Below are 17,377 nucleotides of genomic sequence, written 5' to 3' on the forward strand. Positions count from 1 at the left end.
TTTCGCCACGCATCCCATAGGGTCGGCCGGGGCGAGGCTGTGCGGGTTTTGGCGGAGGAAAAATCTCACCGGCAGTGTGTCATGCGATGGGTGTTGGTTCCGATTGTCTTGGCTGGTCTGACACAGCCTTCCTGGTCTCAAACGAGCACCACGGATAACCTTGTTGCGCGCGCAGAAGATCAGATGCGGAGGGCGGCCCTCTATTTTTCCGAACGGGTTGCGCGCTACGGCAGTTATGTCTGGGAAGTCTCGAGTGATCTTGAGTGGCGGTCTGGCGAAGGCGTGACGGCGGACACGCAGGGCTGGCTCCAGCCGCCGGGCACGCCGGCTGTGGGCCGGGCGTACCTTGCCGCATTCCACGCGACGGGAGACCGGCGTTATCTAAAGGCAGCAATCGAAACCGCCGAAGCGCTACGCGCAACACAGCTCGAATCCGGCGGCTGGTGGGCGCTGCTCGAATTCGATCCGGTGTCCCGTCTGTCCTGGTGCTATCGCGAAAACCGTGCAGAACGTCCGCCCTGCGACGAAATCGAGGGCAACAAGGAACGCAACGCGACGATCCTCGACGACAATATGTCCCAGAGCGCATTGGCGTTCCTGATGCTTGTCGACGGAACGCTGAAAGGAGGGCACGAGGGTGTACGTGAGGCTGTCGTCTACGGGCTTGGGGCCCTCCTCGATATGCAGCATCCCAATGGTGCCTGGCCCGTGCGATCCGACCGCAGGACAGCGGACGCGCTCACGGTATCGGCCTGGCGCGCACGCATGCCTGACAGGTGGTCGCGCAAATATGTAGAACCTGAGGGAGAAGTTTACATTCTCAACGATAATCTGCAGCGGGACGCGATCAGACTGTTCATCCTTGCGTATCGCCTCTATGGAGAGCCGGAGTACCTCGCAGCCGCGCGGCGCGGCGGAGAGTTTCTCTTGCGGGCTCAGATGCCGGGCGCACAGCCGGGCTGGGCTCAAACCTATAACGCCGATCTCGAGCCGATCTGGGGACGCAAGTTCGAACCGCCTTCCATAGCCTCGAACGAGACTGCGGGTGCTGTTGATGCACTGCTCGAACTTTACGAGCTGACAGGCAAACGCCGCTACCTGGAGGGCGCCCAGAGTGCGGCCAAGTGGCTGAGCAACGTGCAACTTCCGGACGAAGATTGGGCACGCTTTTACGAGCTTGGCTCCGGCGCCCCGCTCTATTTCGATGCCGAATACAACCTTTCCTATTCGGCACGGGAGGCCCCGGACCACTACAGCTTCAAAGGAGGATTCGACATCGCGCACGTACTGGAGCGCATGGAGGATGTCGGCCGTGACGACGTGGATACCGGCAAGTCGCCTAACGCTCGGCATGGCATCCCAGAAGCCGAGATAGAAGAAATCCTGGCAACGACCGATCGCCAAGGCCGGTGGGTGGAGGACGGGAAAATAAGGTCCGAGACGTTTGTCGGCAATCTCGGCCGCCTCGCCCAGTTTATCGCTCACGCAAGGGGCCGCCCGATACCGGACCCAACGAAGCTTTTGCCGCTGCCAACTGCGGAGCCGTAGCCAGGCAAGTTCGGGCTTCGCCACGGGAGCCGGTGTCCAAGGAGGGGAGAGTGCCCGGAAAAGAGGAACGGGAAGGAGGGAAACGGCTTGCCCTTGCCGCCTGCACAACTGTTGCGCTCTATTTCCTGGCAAGCACGCTTTATGCATTGGTGAACCTCGATGCGTTCGCCTCCGCCAAACCGCAGTTTCTGCGCTATGTGCTTGCACCTGCCCTGGTGGGAGCGAGTTTCCTAGTGATCGGTCTTTTGGCAAAGCCACGGTGGTCGAGACCGATCGGCATATACGGGCTGAGCCTTTTGATAGGGCTCTTCCTTTTTGAGGGATTTCTGACAATCCGCCAGCTGTCGGTGCACTTCGCCTCGCTCGGCCGGCTCGATCAACATCAGCGCGCCATACTGGCGCACGAAGAGGATTTTGTTCGCGGGTTCACTCTGCGACGGCTCAATCTTCTTGCCGGCGTGGAGGACTTGCCGGAATCGATGCTGGCTGGCTTTCCAGGTTCAACAACGCTGCTATGTTCACCGCCTGGGCAGGCCATCACCTACAAGGCCGATCGGTACGGCTTCAACAATCCGAACACTGTCTATGAAGCTCCTGTCGATCTCATGCTTCTCGGCGACTCGTTCGTGGAAGGCTTCTGTCTCAAATCAGGTGAGGATTTGGCGTCGCGGCTGCGGCAGCGCGGCCCGAACACCGTGAGCATGGGGATACGCGGCAACGGTCCACTGATCGAACTTGCCACGGTCGGACGCTATGGCCCGTTGCTCAAGCCTGCGCATGTGGTGATGGCCTTTTTCGAAGGGAACGACTGGGAAAATCTTGAGCGTTCGCTGAACGAGCCCTGGCTTCGCGCAGCGCTCCGGGCAAACGCCAGATTCGGCTCACCGGAAGGCGCGGCTCAGACTGTTGATAAAGCCCGCTCCGTCATGGAACAGATCAACAAGGATGATGTGACGATGGCGGACCTGGTCGCACGGAGATCGTTCCTGCGCAATTTCGCCGCTCTCCAGATGACGGGAACCTCGCTCGGACTCCTGTATCCGAAGATCTCTGTGGAGATCCCAGAATTCCAGCAGGCATTGAGGCGTGCCAGGGAACTCACCGAAAGCTGGGGCGGATGTTTCTCCCTCCTGTACATACCGCGCGTAGACCGTTTCGTCGGCGTCTTCCCGTCTGATGCCGGCTTCGACCAGCTGCTCGATCTCGTGCTTGACGCTGCGGCTGCCGAACGGGTCCCGGTGATCGATCTGAATACGGCCTTCCATCGGCAGCCGCAGCCGGCGCGCATGTATGCCCCCGACGCGCATTTCAGCCGGGAAGGCACCGTTCTGGCCGCCGAAACGATCCTCCGATCTCTGGCCACGCACCGTTCCTCATCCGGTGAGCGCTGTGCCCGGCTTACGATCGGGGAGACGGCCAAGTCGGCGGCACGATCCCCCGAGAAGTATACGCGCCCGGGATCCGGAGGCTGATTCGGCGGGGCGTTGATTGGGGCGAGGTGGCCGGTTAGATCGGCTGCACCCACTCCAGATAGTCATCCGTCAGCGAACAGTCCGGCGAGATAGCCGGCTGTTGAACGAACTCCCGCTCCGACGCGATGCCGCCCGGCCCGCCGTGCCAGCCTTCCTCCATCCATTGGTCGAGAACCTCCGCCACGAGGAAGTGACCGTACGGAGTTAAATGTTTGTCTATGACACCGTAGGTGCGGGACGGATCCGCTTCCACCAGCCGCGGCGTGACGTCGAGGAGATGTGCATTCGCCGTCTCTGAGACGAAGGCACGCAGCATTTCCCGCTGACGTTCCGGGGCCATGCCGTCGTCCCTGCCGACGATCTCCGGCCAGCCGGGGATTGCCAGCAAAAGCAGATCGGCATTGTTCGCCCGCGCTGCTTCTGCCAGCGCCACAAGCAGGCGCCTCGTCAGCTCCAGCGCATTGTCGATGTCGCGACGGGCATCCCAGTTTTCGAAATGTGAGCGAATGGAGAAGTTGTAGACGATGCGGTAGAGGCTGCTCACTCGCCAGATAAATTTGTGCACCTCGAGAAGGAATATGGTGCTCTCGGTTGTCTTGGCCGTGATCTTCTCGAAATCAACCTCGATGCCGTCCCCTGCCCGCTTGGCGCGTTCAACATTGTCGTCGAGGTCGTTGGGCAAGGTGAACTGCTGGATCACCAGCCGGTGCGGCAGCGTGGCTCCCTTGTCCCGATAGAGTTCGAGGGTATTCGCCTGGCCATAGCCGCCGACGCCGTAGATGTGAAATCCCATGTCGGGATGCCATTGGTTCATCAGGCTGGCAAAGGTCTCGTGCTCGTTGACCAGCGTTCCCCGCAGCATGGAATCGCCAAGGACAATCACCCGTTCGCCGTCGTGGCTTTGATTGTCCCGAAACCCTTCTTCGTTCACCCGCACGTAGTACCAGGGGTCGAGCCGGCTATTTCGCTCGAAGTAGCTCGCGCCGGGAGACTCGGTATAGCCGAAGACGGGATGCTCCACATGGCGCGTATAAGGTGGCGAACAGAACAGGTATTTGCCTTCATTGGCCTGGACCTGAAACTGCGGAAACGCCGCCAGAAACGTCTCGAAAAGAGCCACCACAAAGGCGATCGAGAGCCCCAGGAGCAGAAGATTTCCCGCTATTGCGGCGGCCCTGCCTCGCGCCTTGCGGCCGACACGCCCGGTTGGTGTCTCGACCGCAGAGCCGGTGTCATGCCTCGTGCCGGCGACAGCCGTCTCGGTGGAGAGTTCAAGGGGGCTGACCATCGCGGAACGTGTATCCGCCTCGCGATAAAAGGGCCGCCGCGCCATCGGCAGACGGATACGCTTCACCATCCTGGCTCCCCTGCCCGCCGGCTCTCATGGAATCGGCCAAGACTCCGCTCAGCCGAAAACCTGCCGGACAGCGGCATCAATCCAACTCGAACTCTTCCTTGTAATCCCTCATGAGCGCGGCGGGTTGGTCTTCCTTGCGCAGGACGGTATTGCCGATCACGAGCCGCTCGATTTCGGTTCCCATGAAGCACCGATAGGCGTCTTCCGGTGAACACACGATCGGCTCGCCGCGGACGTTGAAGCTCGTATTGACCAGCACCGGGCACCCCGTCCGCTCTTTGAAGGTCGTTAGCAACTCCCAATAGCGTCGATTGGTCTCCCGGTGCACGGTTTGAACCCGTGCCGAATAGTCCACATGCGTAACCGCCGGAATGTCGGAGCGCGGCACGTTCAGCCGCTCGATCCCGAACAACGCCTCCTCGTCCAGATTGGGCCGCACACGCTTCTCCTCACGAACGTCGGCGACAAGCAGCATATAGGGGCTGTCCGTGGACAGGCCGAACCATTCGGCCACGTCCTCGCGCCTCACGGAAGGGGCAAAGGGGCGGAAGCTTTCCCGGTACTTGACCTTGAGATTAAGCGTCTTCTGCATTCTCGGCGAGCGTGGGTCGCCCAGGATGGACCGGTTGCCCAGTGCGCGCGGACCGAACTCCATCCGCCCCTGCATCCAGCCGACAGCCTTCTCCTCCATAAGCGCACTGACGGTCGTCGATATCAGCTCGGAATCGGACAGGACACCGTAGACGGCACCGGCCGCGGTGAGCCGTTGCTCGATTTCCTCTTGCGAATAGGTTGGGCCGAGATAGGCGCCTTCCATTAAATCGCAGCCGTTGGGCGCCCGATCCTTGTCGAGATACTGGTGCCAGACGGCCAGAGCAGCCCCCACCGCACCGCCTGCATCTCCGGCAGCCGGCTGAATCCAGATGTCGTCGAATATACCCTCTTTCAAAACCCGGCCATTGGCAACGCAGTTCAAGGCAACGCCCCCCGCAAGGCAGAGCTGGCGCTCGCCCGTCTCGCGCCGCGCGAACGTCGCAAGTCTTAGAACGACCTCCTCGGTGACCGCCTGAATCGAGGCCGCCAGATCCATTTCGCGCTGCGTCAGGGGCGACTCGGGCTTGCGCGGTTCGCCGCCGAAGAGCTCGTGAAAAGCGGACGACGTCATGGTCAGGCCCGTGCAGTAGTCGAAATAGCGCTGGTCGAGCCAGAACGAGCCATCCGCCTTCAGATCGATCAGATGGTCGAGAATGGCCTGGGCGTATAGGGGCCGGCCATATGGTGCCAGGCCCATGATCTTGTATTCTCCGGAATTGACCTTGAACCCGGTGTAGTAGGTGAAAGCCGAGTAAAGGAGCCCCAGGGAATGCGGAAAGTGGATCTCCTTGAGCAGGTCGAGACGCTTGCCGTTGCCATGGCCGAGCGATGTGGTGCACCACTCCCCTACCCCATCCATGGTGAGCACGGCGGCGTTCTGAAAGGGCGAAGCGAAGAACGCGCTGGCGGCATGGGCCACGTGATGCTCGCTGAACAGCAGAGAGCCGTCCCACGACTTGGAGCCGGCGATTTCGCCGAGCTTCCGCCGCAGTCCCTTTTTCTGGAAGAGCTTCTCCTTGACCCACACCGGCATTGCGGCGCGGAAGGACCGGAAGCCGCCCGGCACCGTCGCGAGATAGGTCTCGAGCAGTCGTTCAAATTTGAGAAAGGGCTTGTCGTAGAAGACGACGTGGTCGATATCGTCGATCGCACAGGCGCCTTCCGCCAGGCAATAGCGCACCGCATTGGCGGGGAAGCCCGGGTCGTGCTTTCGGCGCGTGAAGCGCTCTTCCTGTGCCGCAGCGACGATCCGCCCGTCTTCTATGAGGGCGGCCGCACTGTCATGGTAGAACGCCGAGATCCCCAGAATCCGCACGGTTTTCATGCCCCGTCAGAACAAGGTGTAGATGAAGGGCGCCACGGCTGTGCCCTGTGTCAGCACGATCAGACCGCCGAATACGCCGAGCATCACGAAAATCGGCAGTAACCAGAATTTCCTGCGATCGGACATGTATGACCACAGTTCGCGAACCAGTTCCATTGTCCAGCCTCTCTCACCGATTAGCCCATATTGGCGTGCCTCGCCGCCCGCCATTCCTTCAGAATTGATTGCGCATTTTCGACGCATCGGCGCGCGGCCGCGCAATCCAGTAGCTATCGCGCGATCTGCCGTCCTTGCGGCCAAGTGGGTCGTGCCCCCGCCAGCGCTGGATCAGCCCAATCGGGACGAAGGTCGTGACATAGATGGCCAGCATGATGACCGGATTGATCACCCGGAAAAGAAACATCCCGAGCGCGGTCCAGAGCCGGTTCGGCCGTTCCAGGACGGCCGGTTCCACGGCAGCCAGCAAAATCAGAAGCGCGCCGATGCTAGTCAGGCTAGCCGTGATGGCAGTGAGATGACCCACGAACCACCACCGCACGGCCACGAACACAAGGAGGATACCGCCCACCGTCAAACCGAAGCTGCGGTTGGACGGGCCCTCCGGCCTGTCCTCTATAAGTTTTTCGTGCGGCGCCACTATCGGCTCCTCCCTGACCGAAAATCCAGGCTCTTTCCTCGGCAACGGCTCTGCCCCCGCGCGTAGCTTGCACGGCGACCCGACTTCCCGGCTCGGCACGGTCATCCTGAGGTAACGTGGAAGCGGTGCAAAGGCGCGCGAAGCCCGACGCATGTCAGTTAAACCCCTGCGGCAGCTTCCGTTCTTGCGCGTTGAACGACATGACGAACCAGCACGAAGGCCTCGGCGGCGGGCAGATGCACCGTGGCACCGCGCAGAAGCGCGAGCGCCTTCAGCGCTTCCAGGGACCGCTCGTGCGGGAAAGCCTTCAGTTGCGTCTCAAAGATGCCCATTGCCTCGAGCTTCAATGGAAGGGTTTCGCCGATTTCGACGAAGAGGTTGGGATGAAATCCGGCCGTCAGGTAAGGCGCGTTCCAATTGGTCTCCGACAGCGTTTCGTAAGCGAGGATCCGTTCAGGATAGTCGGCTTGGTGCGGCCGCGCCGCCACGAGCGCCGAAGCGAAGCTCAACTGATGATCAAGATGCATGTCGCCGACGAACGGCAGGAGCATGGTTGCCGGGCGCAACTGCACGACAAGCTTTTGCAGCGCGGAATTGAGCTCCGAATGGGGCGTGTCCGCCAGGCCCGCGGCCGGAAAATCGAGCCAGAATGTCCTGCGCACCCCAAGCAGCGCGTGGGCGTGCTCGGCTTCGCCGCGAACCGTCGCGATCTGACTCGGCGAGAACGTGGGCGGGCGGCCGGAGGTCACGATTGCCACGAACACGTCTTCTCCGGCGCGGGCGAGCCTCGCGATCGTGCCGCCGACACCGAGGATTTCGTCGTCAGGATGCGGCGCAACCACTAGGGTCCGCCCGAACGCCAACGGATCGGTCATGGAACTTTCATCCCCAGTTTGGAATGCAGGCGCGGCTTGCGAGCCTCCCCGTCCAACCTCCAGGAGGTGATGTGAAGGCAATCGCCGTCACCGCAGCGAACGACGAAGCCCCGCTGCGTGTCGCTTACCACCTGGCCGGGCAAACCGATGAAGCGATGGGAATCGGCGAATGGCTCTGCAGCATCGACGATAAGCTTGTGCGCCTTATAGGCGGTGAAGGCCCCGGGGTAGGGATCGCCCACTGCACGGATGAGGCGGAGAGCGGCTTGTGCGGGCTGGCGCCAGTCGATCAGCCCATCCTCCGAGGTCCGCTTTGCGCAATAGGTGGCACGCGCATGATCCTGCTCGATCCGCGGTGCATTGCCGGAACGAACGAGTTCCATGGCCTTGGGCAGCATGCGTGCGAGGGCGCCGGTCTGCTTGAGGTAGAGCGTCCGGGCCGTTTCGTCTTGCACCACATCAATCGTTTCCTGAAGGAGAAGCGGGCCGGAGTCGACACCCTCGTCGAGCCAGAACAGCGATGCCGCAGTCGTAGTCTCCCCGAGAAGAATGGTCCAAGGGATCACCGCCCGCCCACGCATGCGTGGTAAGGGGGCCGGGTGAAAGCCCACAGCACCGATGCGCGCGCTGGAACGGAAAGCCGGACCACAGATCTGCGACCAGCCGATCACCAGCGCCAGATCCGTCTCCAACGTGCGCAGCACCTCGAGCACCGGCGGTGTATTCACGTCCGTGGTATAAAGAAGCGTGCTGCCGAACTCATTGGCCAGGGGGGCAAGATCGACATAGTCAGAATGCCGATGCGCTGCATCCGGCGGCAGTGTCACGACGAGCCTGGGCGTCAGACCAGCACGCACGAGCGCCTCCAGCGCGATAGCAGACCCCTCGACCGCTCCAATGAACGCTGTTTTCATGAATTTCCTCCGTCGGCTACCACGTCGCCTTGAACGGCAATGGTGGACCGGCCGGCAAGCCGCTCTCGCGCCAGCGCCAAAGGTTTTTCGCGAATGCGTTCTCCGCGCAGCAGAGTGACGACCGTGAGAAGAACTATCCAAGTATCGAGCGCAGCCGAATGGTTGTCGATATACCAGATGTCGAGAGCCAGCTTGTCGACGTCCGAAAGGCGCGTGTTGCCGTTCACCTGCGCCCAGCCGGTCAGACCGGGGCGGACCTGGCTCCGCACCGTTCCCAGGTGACCGAACTTGGCGACCGTCCAGGGCTGTAGCGGACGCGGACCGATGAAATTCATGTGGCCGTTGAGGATCGCCAGCAGTTGCGGAATCTCGTCGAAGCGCAGAAAGCGAATGATACGTGTCACGGCGGTTTCGCGCAGACGGTCGGGCAGAAGCTGTCCGTCGGGACCGCGGAGGTCGTGCATAGTGCGAAATTTGACAAGGGTGAACAAATGCCCCCCGGCTCCGATCCTGACTTGGCGAAACAGCAGCGGCCGGCCAACGGAAATCCAGATGAGAATCGCCGTCATAGTGGCTGGTATCGCGACGATCACCAGCGCCGCCAATGCGGCAACACGCTGCATGCACGCCGTGCTCGTCTTGTAGACGTTGGCGGTAGTCCGTTTGCCGATCCTGGCTAATGCCGTCATGTCCTGCTCCTATTTGCCTACACGGCTCGGCTAGCGGACCGCAGAAATGCTCGCCCCTGCATCTTCGCGCGAAGCACCGTCATTCCGCGGCAGCGTTGCCGCGGTTGGTCTTGTGCTCCCCCCGATCATTCTCACGACGATTACATCGCCCGGCGCAGCAGGCGTGGTCGCAGCTGCGGAGAGCTCTACGAGGCCATCGTCGGTCTGCCGTCGGATCGTGAAGTCAAGGACGATCTCGTTGTTGTTAGCCAATTCTTCCACCGTCATGCTGGAAAGAAGAGCGAGCTGTTCCTCTGCCGCCCGGCGGGCGGCGATAGCGGTGGCGAGATTGGTGTTCTGGATCTGCAGTTCGACCAAGGCGCCGACACGGCGCTGCTGCACGAGTTCCGCGAGTCGGCTCTTCAGCGTGCCGACATTTCTTCTGGCTGCCGAGAGATCTGACAGAACCTGGAGCTGTCGGATCTCTTCCATGGCCGTTTGGCGCTCGACATTGGAGACCTCGGTCAATGTCTGAATGCCGCGCCGCTGGAGTTCGCGCGCGCGTTCCAGATCTGCACGGCTCAGTTCCACGGCTCTTTCCACCTTCCGCCCAAGTTCCTCGAGCAAGGCGATCTCGTCTTGTGCATCTTCCAGATTCGCCATGAGGACCCCTTCCTGCATGGCAAAGCTCTCATTGCCGGCTGTAAGGATTCGCAACTCGACCCCACGCAATGAAGCGGCGACCGGTCCAGTGATGTAGGGGCGTGCTATCGTGGGGACGTCCTCGTCGAGAAGTTCATCTCGGCCGGCAAGCTGTGCCGTCAACCTGGCGAATGACAAGGCCGCGCCAACGATTTTGGCCTCAATCGCCTCAAGCTCGCCGCGGATGCGTGCGCGGGCCAGAACCGGATCGTCGGCAGCCGCGGCGATCACCTGGCCGCCGGCCAGCGCAACAGCCTTTTCCACCGTGATCTGCGGCTTGAAATCATAAGCACCCGGCTGGCGCACATCGCCCATAACATAGATCGGTCGATACGCCGCCACGGACAACGCCAGTTTCGGCGCGACAAAGATCTGCTGATCGGAATAGCGTCGGCTCAGCTCCTTTAGCGCCCCTGAAATGGCAAGCCCGGCTATCGGAACCGCGCCGATATAGGGCGCCTGGATTGATCCATCCAGCGCGATCGGCAGCTCGATCGGATCCTTCTCATCATCCAGGATGTCGAACTTCACCGTGTCTCCGGGTGCAAGAGCATAGCCGACCATATCGAGCGAGTCTGCCACCGAAAAGCCGGCCCAAATGGTAAATATATTGAAGAGCAGAAGGCGCAACCAAGAAAATCCGGAGTTGTTATAGATATTCATATCAATCTCCATTTTCATTTTTTTGCTCGAAGATAACATAGCGGAACACACTACTACTAAAATATGACTTTACATATTCCTCATGGTGAAAATACTGGCAGTAAAGGAATTGTAGGGGCGGCTTATCCGGTATCACTTCAGCCCTGGAGGACATTTCATGGATCGGTTTGTCGGATTCGCCTCCTCCCACGCGGCCGCAAAACGGCGTAAAATCGCAGTCGTCTGCAGCTATACGGTCTCGCTCGCCAATTTCCGGTTCAAGCTCCTCCAAGCCATGGTGGACAATGGGTATGAGGTGGTAGCGCTGGGCCCTGAACGCCATGCCCCGACGATCGAGGCCCTGGCTACTATCGGCGTCGCCTTCATGCCGATCCCCATGGCCCGGGCCGGCGTCAACCCCGTAGAGGATATGAAAACGCTGGCTGCGCTCTGGGTGAGCCTTCGCAGGATTTCGCCGGACGTTGTCCTTTGCTACACGATGAAACCCATCATTTACGGGCTCATTGCGGCGCGGCTGGCCGGTATCCAGGAGCGCCACGCGCTGGTCACAGGACTTGGCTACATTTTCAGCCAGGACGCCAAAAGCTCGCGCCTGTCGCTCATCCGTGCTGTCGCGATCAGGCTCTATCGCTTCGCCTTGCGCGGGCACGGACGGGTGTTCGTCTACAACCAGGCGGATGCGGACGACATCCTTGCCGGCAGGATGGTCGATGATCTCACCCGCATCGTGTCCGTACCCGGATCCGGCGTCGATTTCGACCACTTCCCCCCCGTCGCGGTGCCGGCCGGTGATCCCGTGTTCCTGATGATAGCCAGGCTTCTCCGCAACAAGGGGATTGTCGAATTCGTCGAAGCCGCACGGCGGTTGCGCGCGCAACATCCGAACGCCCGCTTTCAAATCCTGGGGCGCCTTGACCCCGGTCCGCTTGCCATCTCGCGACAGGAGATCGACCGCTGGGCGGCGGAGGGCGTAGTCGACTATCTGGGAGAAGCGGCTGATGTACGGCCATTTCTGGCCGCCTGCACCGTGTTCGTTCTGCCCTCCTACTATCGCGAGGGCATTCCGCGGAGCACCCTCGAGGCATTGGCGACAGGGCGTGCCGTCATCACCGCCGACACGCCCGGCTGCCGGGAGACGGTCGTGCAGGGCGAAAATGGTTTTATCGTGCCGCCGCGCGACCCGGTGGAACTCGCCGCTGCGATGAAGCATTTCATCGACGACCCTCGCCTGGCCCGGCAAATGGGTCGGCGCTCTTTGGAGATCGCGCGCGAGGGGTTCGACGTAAGGATCGTAAACCGTCTCCTGCTGGAGAAGATGGAACTTCTCGATGCCGGCGCATAGCCGCTCCGACTTTCTCCCATCCATCGGACGTTGAACGAAGCTATGTGCCAAGGTACGCCCTCGCCTGCCGTGGATAGCTCATGGCTCCCAAGGAATCCTCGCCCGTCTGCAGCCGCGGATCCACGCCGTTGAGCACGGTGCCGAGCAGCGGTGCCCGGTTTAGGCGCAGGCGTGATACCGCGCTCGCCAGTTCCTGCTCGGTGGTGTGACCGAACCGGGTGACCAGCAGCACAGCGTCGACCAGCGACGTCATCCAATTGGCATCCTCAGTCACCAGAACGGGCGCGCAGTCGATCACGATCAGATCGTAAGAAGCGCGCAGCCCCTCGATCAGAAGTCGCATGTCTTTCGACCGTTTCAGTGCTCTACCGCAATCCAGCCCTGCGGCATCCAGCCGGTCCAGTCCATCAACCTCCACAACCGGATAGGTCGCGTTGGTCAGGCAGTAATTTTCTTCCGGTGTGGCCGGCACGTCAGCCCCGGCACGGGCCAAATCCGATAGGCGCGGATCCAATTCGACGTAAACGGTCTTCAGACCATCGCGCGCTGCAGAGCAAGCGAGGCCCAGCGCGACCGAACTCACGCCGTCACCCGGCAACGGCGCCGTCACGAGAACAACGGGCTTGGCAATGGTTAGTTGGGCGCGACAAACCAGGTACAGAGATCGAAACGCCTCCGCCTGGATGGAGCGCGGCCGCTCAACAAGCGCGCGCGTTGTTCGCGTCCTTCGGTGGAACCAGCCGCGTGACCTCGGCACGTTCGCCAGATTCGGAAGCCGCGCGACCTGGCGGATGCGATCCCCCGACCGGATCCGCGTGTCTCCCGCTTCAAGCAGCATCGCTAGAATGAGCGACAAAACCATCGCACCACCGATCCCGCCTACCAAGATGCGGTCCTTCTGCGGGAAAGAAGGCTTCGTTGGCACCTCGGCGACCGAAACGACCCGGGCGCTCGGCTTCGTGATCTCGGAAAATGGATCCAGATCGCCTAGGCGTGCGACAACCAGATCATGCATCTTCTGGTCAGCGATCAGTTCCCGTTCCAGGACACGCAACCTAATTTCCGCCAGACTGCGTTTGCGGACGGTTTCCTGCATTTGCGAAATCTGCGCGTCAAGCTGACCGACCCGATCGTTGATGATCCTCTCCTCACCCGACAGATCGTCCAGAATGCGCTGGTGTTCTTGCTCGATCATGGCGTCGACGCTGCCCAGTTCAGCGTCGGTATCGATGACCTGCGGATGGTTGGCGCCGAGATTAGACGCATGCTGCGCTCGTTCGCGCACCAGAATGGCCTTTTCGCTGCGCAAGGTACTAAGCAGAGTCGAATCCAGAGCCGTTCCCTCTGCCGGCTGCGTGCCGGTAAGCACACGGCGTGCTTGCTCCTGGCGTGCGCGGGCCGACGCCAGTTCGACGCGTGCAGCGGTCAGCTGCGTGCTCATTTCATCGATGCGCTTGCGCAGCAAATCGTCCCGTTCGTCGGAGGAAAGCGCGTTCATGCGGCTAAATTCGGCAATTGCGCGTTCGTTATCGGCAATCTGGGTTGCGATCTTCTCGGCACGTTCGCGCAGAAATGTCACCGCGTCGGCCATGGCCTCTTTTTTGAGATCGCGCGACCACTCCACATACACACTTGCGACAGTGTTGGCGAGCATCGCCGAGAGTTCCGGATCGGGAGTACTCACGCGTACGGTCACGGCGAAACTCTCGCCGCTTCTCGACACCGACATACGGGAAATCAGCATCGAAATCGCGCGATCGCGCTGTGCGGATTCGCTGGGCAGCCCGCTTCCCTCTGCGAAATAGCCGGAGGGAAGCAGTTTCGCGAGCACCGTCTTCACCGCACCCACGATGTGCTCCGATGTCGTGGTCGTCGCGTCGCCGCTTTGCTCGCGCAGATAGGTGTTGAACCAGGGGTGCTCGATCAGATTGGCCGCGTTCACCACGCGACCGACAAACACCCGGGACGAAATGATATCCATCTCCGTCTCGATTGCGGCGCGATCGCGCTCCTCGCTTTCCAATTGAGTGACAGCCTCCAGCATTCTCGTGTCATTGCGTTCCAACACTAGGGTTGCGGTCGCGGTAAATGTGTTGGCCATCGACATGACTGCGACGCCAATCAGGACAGAGCTCACCAGAACGAATGAGAGTATGAAGTACTTCCTTCGCATTACAAGGCGTAGAGCATCACGGAAACCAATTACGCCATACGTCTTACCTGGATCATCGCGATCCAGTATATCCATGTCGATAGCCAACTTGTTCCTGACGGTTGGATCATTCATATTGACGCCCGCGCTGTAGCTACTTGCCCATAAAGGGACTACGCTTGTTTTTTATAAACAAATTTGACTTATATTTCACTTATTGATATGCATCATGCTCTGACGCATCTTGAGCCGCCATCATGGAGCAGACCCACCTTTGGCCGCGAACGCCAGTGCCCCGGGCGATGCCTGCCCCGTTGGCGGCCGCCCGCAAGCTGGAATTTGCGCTCGCCTGCGCAGTGGTGTTTCTCGCTCCCATGAATGTTCTGAAACTGCCGGCATTCTACTTCACAGCCAGCGACGCATTCACCTGTCTCTGCCTGGCGACCATGGCGTTCAATGGAACTATCCGGTTGAAACCGCTCGGTCCCGGAACAGCCTTCTGGATCTTTGGTCTCGTGATGATGGTCGGCACGTTGCTGGTCAGTAGCCTGCTTGTGGGTGTGGTCGACCGCGGTCTGATCCTGTCGCTGCAGTACCTGTTTGCCTATTTTCTGCTGCCCATCGTTTTCCTTGCGCGCCCGTGGGACGAGACCATCACTTTGATGAAGGTGTTCGTGGTGTCCATGGTGGTCATGGCGATACACGGCATCTATGTCGTCAACATCGTCGGGGAAACCAACACCCTTTTCGTTAGCGGCAGCGGTCGTCTGCAGGGGTTCGTCGAACGGGAAAACGAGTGCGGGGCTTTGTTCGCCCTGACTGTTCCGATGGTGCTGTCGATGACGGCGATGCGACTGATGAAGAACGTCGTCGCCATACCCGTTCTGATTCTTCTCGGCTACGGCATCATGTTGACCGGCTCGAACACAGCGCTCTACGGAATGTTGTTCGGTTTGAGCACCTTTCTCCTTTCCACCCTGACGCCAAAGCGCATTTTCATCGGCGCCATAGGCTTTGCCGCCATATGGAGCTTGCTCGGTGCACCGGCCTTTCGCGATATGCTGCCGGCCGTTTTTAAGAAGCGAGTCCTGAGCGGTCTGGTAAGTGGAGACCTGAGTGGGGCCGGCACGTTCGCCGACCGGATGCTGCTGAACGAGGAGGCAATCCGTCTCGGCGGAGAGGCTCTGCTGCTCGGTTACGGTGCCGATCAGTATCGGGAGATCAGCGACTATGGCAGCCCGGTCCACAATGTCTACCTGCTCATCTGGAACGAAGGGGGCGGGCCGGCATTGATCGGTTTCATCATCATGCTGTCGGGAGCAGCCATCACAGTGTGGATGGCGTGGCGTCGGCGTGAAGGCCGGTACGAGGCCATATGCGGTTTCTCTGCCATCACGCTTTTTGCCATACTTATCAACGCTGCCCCGCATGTTTATGGCCGTTTCTGGGCAATCCCGGTGCTCCTGTCGGTCGCTCCGTCTGTCGCCTTTCTCAACTTCGGACGACCAAGGCAGCAGTATTCCCCAACCGGAAGGAAACGGCGTTGAGGGCCTATGCAGGGCCGGCATCGGTGCGAGGCTAGTCACCGTGTCGGCGAACATTAAGCTTTGCCGAACGCATCCCCACACTGTCACCTGCAAGCTCATGGAGATACTCCTCTAGGTTGGTCCAGCCGTCGCCGTCGAGGTCACGCTGGCCATCGCTGGGATCGTCAGGGCGCAAACCGATCGAGCGTTCCCATGCATCCGCCATCCCGTCACGGTCGACATCGGCCGGCGGCAAAGCCGAAACGAGCTTGGGCCATCCACCGACCTTTTCTGGATTGGATCTCAAAAGGGCTCCGGACCGGGTACGGACCGCATCGACTATTCTCAAATCGACGGCATCACGGGCCGGTCGGACCGCCCCGGCGCCGACAAGCACTTCGTCATAGGCCTCCTGCGCCGAATCGGCGCGCACATACTCGGTCGGGAATGGGTTGGAAACCACGAAGCGACGCATGTCTTCGTCGATCACCCGATCCTCAGGCATGGACGTATCGGGTCGGTAGGTTTCATCGATGTTGCCTTGCAGATGCAGCGCAAACTCGCCATCGCCCTCCTCGAAAAGGTGGACCAGATGGTCGTCTTGCTCGTTCGAACCCGCAATCTTGTAGTTGCCGACCACATTGGCGCGGACCGCGGCCCAGCGATCGCTAAAGCTGATGACGTAGAGCCACTTGGGCGAATATAGAATGTTGTTGACCACGTCCGCCACGGCGCCGGGATCGCTCAACTGGAACAGTGGATTACGAAACTTGCCGAGCGCGAACAGATTGTGGTGCACGGAGATGTTGCCGCCTTTGACGAAATACATGTTGCGCGCGCGGTTGCGTTTGCCAGGGCCACCGTCCAGCAGCGGCTCGGAGATGAAACTCCATTGTATTGTGACATTGGTAGCCCCCTCGGAATCGATGGTCTCGTCCGATCCCCAGCTTGCCGAGATGTGGTCGAGTATGATGTCGGTTGCGTCCTTGCCATAGAGCCCCAAGGCGCCTGAACAACATGCCTCTTCCGCATGCGGGCCCGGACGCAGGCGCAAATGTCTGATGACGACGTTATGGGCAAGGATCTCCAGCGAGGGGCGCAGTTGCTTCGGACCGTTGCGAATGGCGATCCCGTCACCGGGCGCACTCTCGCCGGCAATGGTAATATACGGATTGCGGATGACGAGCGACTGCTCCTCCAGGGTGATCGTGCCGTCGACTCGGAACACGCAGGTACGCGGGCCTGGCGCTTCAATACAGGCTCTGAGAGTACCCTCGCCCTTGTCTTTGAGGCTGGTGACGAAGATGGCGCGGCCGCCGCGCCCTCCCTTGGCGGCGGCGCCGAAACCTTCAGCCGATGGAAAAGCCCGCTGCCTGCCATCCGACAACCTGGGAGAAAGTTGAGCCACGCTGTTCTTCGAGCCGGTCAATGCGCCGAAGGAACGCTCCGTCAGTTGTGACAGCCCGACCGTCGAGAGGTCGACCGAATAGAAGACACTGCCCGAAAGAAGGGCAAATCCGGCGACTGCCGCCAGGATCTTCGAGTAGATAGGACGGCCGTTTCCGCTCATTGTCAGCCTCTTCCGCGACCGGAAGTGCGGCCG

Annotated in this window: 14 protein-coding genes; 4 read left to right on the top strand and 10 right to left on the bottom strand. The window is 60.7% G+C overall.

The window, feature by feature from the left end:
* Positions 1–48 precede the first annotated feature (48 nt).
* Together N5A92_RS18005 and N5A92_RS18010 are read left to right on the top strand one after the other, a co-directional pair.
* Complete coding sequence (locus N5A92_RS18005; RefSeq protein ID WP_260905168.1) at positions 49–1,548, top strand: pectate lyase; 1,500 nt, start codon at positions 49–51, stop codon at positions 1,546–1,548.
* Positions 1,549–1,598: 50 nt separating this feature from the next.
* On the top strand, positions 1,599–3,020 hold the full coding sequence (locus N5A92_RS18010) for a GDSL-type esterase/lipase family protein (RefSeq protein WP_260905170.1): 1,422 nt from the start codon (positions 1,599–1,601) through the stop codon (positions 3,018–3,020).
* 34 nt (positions 3,021–3,054) lie between these two features.
* Here N5A92_RS18010 and N5A92_RS18015 read toward each other — a convergent pair whose 3' ends face one another.
* From N5A92_RS18015 to N5A92_RS18050, 8 genes are all read right to left on the bottom strand, one after another.
* Complete coding sequence (locus N5A92_RS18015; protein WP_260905172.1) at positions 3,055–4,377, bottom strand: hypothetical protein; 1,323 nt, start codon at positions 4,375–4,377, stop codon at positions 3,055–3,057.
* Between the two features lie 76 nt (positions 4,378–4,453).
* Positions 4,454–6,286, bottom strand: a complete 1,833-nt coding sequence (locus N5A92_RS18020; protein ID WP_260905280.1) for a carbamoyltransferase family protein — start codon at positions 6,284–6,286, stop codon at positions 4,454–4,456.
* A 15-nt stretch (positions 6,287–6,301) separates the two neighbouring features.
* Positions 6,302–6,451, bottom strand: coding sequence for a DUF5989 family protein (locus tag N5A92_RS18025; protein WP_260905173.1), 150 nt, complete (start codon positions 6,449–6,451; stop codon positions 6,302–6,304).
* A gap of 58 nt (positions 6,452–6,509) precedes the next feature.
* Entirely contained in the window at positions 6,510–6,932 is a 423-nt protein-coding gene (locus tag N5A92_RS18030) for a hypothetical protein (protein ID WP_260905175.1), read from the bottom strand.
* 158 nt (positions 6,933–7,090) lie between these two features.
* Entirely contained in the window at positions 7,091–7,807 is a 717-nt protein-coding gene (locus tag N5A92_RS18035; RefSeq protein WP_260905177.1) for a PIG-L deacetylase family protein, read from the bottom strand.
* Complete coding sequence (locus N5A92_RS18040; RefSeq protein ID WP_260905179.1) at positions 7,804–8,721, bottom strand: methionyl-tRNA formyltransferase; 918 nt, start codon at positions 8,719–8,721, stop codon at positions 7,804–7,806. Before N5A92_RS18040 ends, N5A92_RS18035 begins: the two co-directional genes overlap by 4 nt.
* Positions 8,718–9,410, bottom strand: coding sequence for a sugar transferase (locus tag N5A92_RS18045; protein ID WP_260905180.1), 693 nt, complete (start codon positions 9,408–9,410; stop codon positions 8,718–8,720). The genes N5A92_RS18040 and N5A92_RS18045 overlap by 4 nt, the downstream gene beginning before the upstream one ends.
* Before the next feature lie 30 nt (positions 9,411–9,440).
* Positions 9,441–10,793 (bottom strand): polysaccharide biosynthesis/export family protein, encoded by a 1,353-nt coding sequence (locus N5A92_RS18050; RefSeq protein WP_260905181.1) that lies wholly within the window; start codon positions 10,791–10,793, stop codon positions 9,441–9,443.
* 118 nt (positions 10,794–10,911) lie between these two features.
* On the opposite strand from N5A92_RS18050, the gene N5A92_RS18055 reads away from it, so the two are divergent.
* Entirely contained in the window at positions 10,912–12,096 is a 1,185-nt protein-coding gene (locus N5A92_RS18055) for a glycosyltransferase family 4 protein (protein WP_260905182.1), read from the top strand.
* A 40-nt stretch (positions 12,097–12,136) separates the two neighbouring features.
* Here N5A92_RS18055 and N5A92_RS18060 read toward each other — a convergent pair whose 3' ends face one another.
* Positions 12,137–14,383 carry a GumC family protein gene (locus tag N5A92_RS18060; protein WP_260905184.1) on the bottom strand — a complete coding sequence of 749 codons (2,247 nt, stop codon included), beginning with the start codon at positions 14,381–14,383 and terminating at the stop codon, positions 12,137–12,139.
* Positions 14,384–14,505: 122 nt separating this feature from the next.
* Between N5A92_RS18060 and N5A92_RS18065 the strand changes: the two genes are divergently transcribed.
* Entirely contained in the window at positions 14,506–15,795 is a 1,290-nt protein-coding gene (locus N5A92_RS18065) for an O-antigen ligase family protein (protein WP_260905185.1), read from the top strand.
* Positions 15,796–15,826: 31 nt separating this feature from the next.
* On the opposite strand, the gene N5A92_RS18070 is transcribed toward N5A92_RS18065, so the two are convergent.
* Positions 15,827–17,203 (bottom strand): pectate lyase, encoded by a 1,377-nt coding sequence (locus N5A92_RS18070; protein WP_260905187.1) that lies wholly within the window; start codon positions 17,201–17,203, stop codon positions 15,827–15,829.
* Positions 17,204–17,377: the final 174 nt, after the last annotated feature.

The sequence above is a fragment of the Chelativorans salis genome (assembly GCF_025336525.1).
GTDB classification, from domain to species: domain Bacteria; phylum Pseudomonadota; class Alphaproteobacteria; order Rhizobiales; family Rhizobiaceae; genus Chelativorans; species Chelativorans salis.

Coding starts and splice junctions, on each gene's coding strand:
- N5A92_RS18015 (WP_260905172.1), bottom strand. CDS start 4,377: ATGGTGAAGCGTATCCGTCTGCCGATGGCGCGGCGGCCCTTTTATCGC.
- N5A92_RS18025 (WP_260905173.1), bottom strand. CDS start 6,451: ATGGAACTGGTTCGCGAACTGTGGTCATACATGTCCGATCGCAGGAAA.
- N5A92_RS18035 (WP_260905177.1), bottom strand. CDS start 7,807: ATGACCGATCCGTTGGCGTTCGGGCGGACCCTAGTGGTTGCGCCGCAT.
- N5A92_RS18040 (WP_260905179.1), bottom strand. CDS start 8,721: ATGAAAACAGCGTTCATTGGAGCGGTCGAGGGGTCTGCTATCGCGCTG.
- N5A92_RS18045 (WP_260905180.1), bottom strand. CDS start 9,410: ATGACGGCATTAGCCAGGATCGGCAAACGGACTACCGCCAACGTCTAC.
- N5A92_RS18050 (WP_260905181.1), bottom strand. CDS start 10,793: ATGTTATCTTCGAGCAAAAAAATGAAAATGGAGATTGATATGAATATC.
- N5A92_RS18055 (WP_260905182.1), top strand. CDS start 10,912: ATGGATCGGTTTGTCGGATTCGCCTCCTCCCACGCGGCCGCAAAACGG.
- N5A92_RS18060 (WP_260905184.1), bottom strand. CDS start 14,383: ATGAATGATCCAACCGTCAGGAACAAGTTGGCTATCGACATGGATATA.
- N5A92_RS18065 (WP_260905185.1), top strand. CDS start 14,506: ATGGAGCAGACCCACCTTTGGCCGCGAACGCCAGTGCCCCGGGCGATG.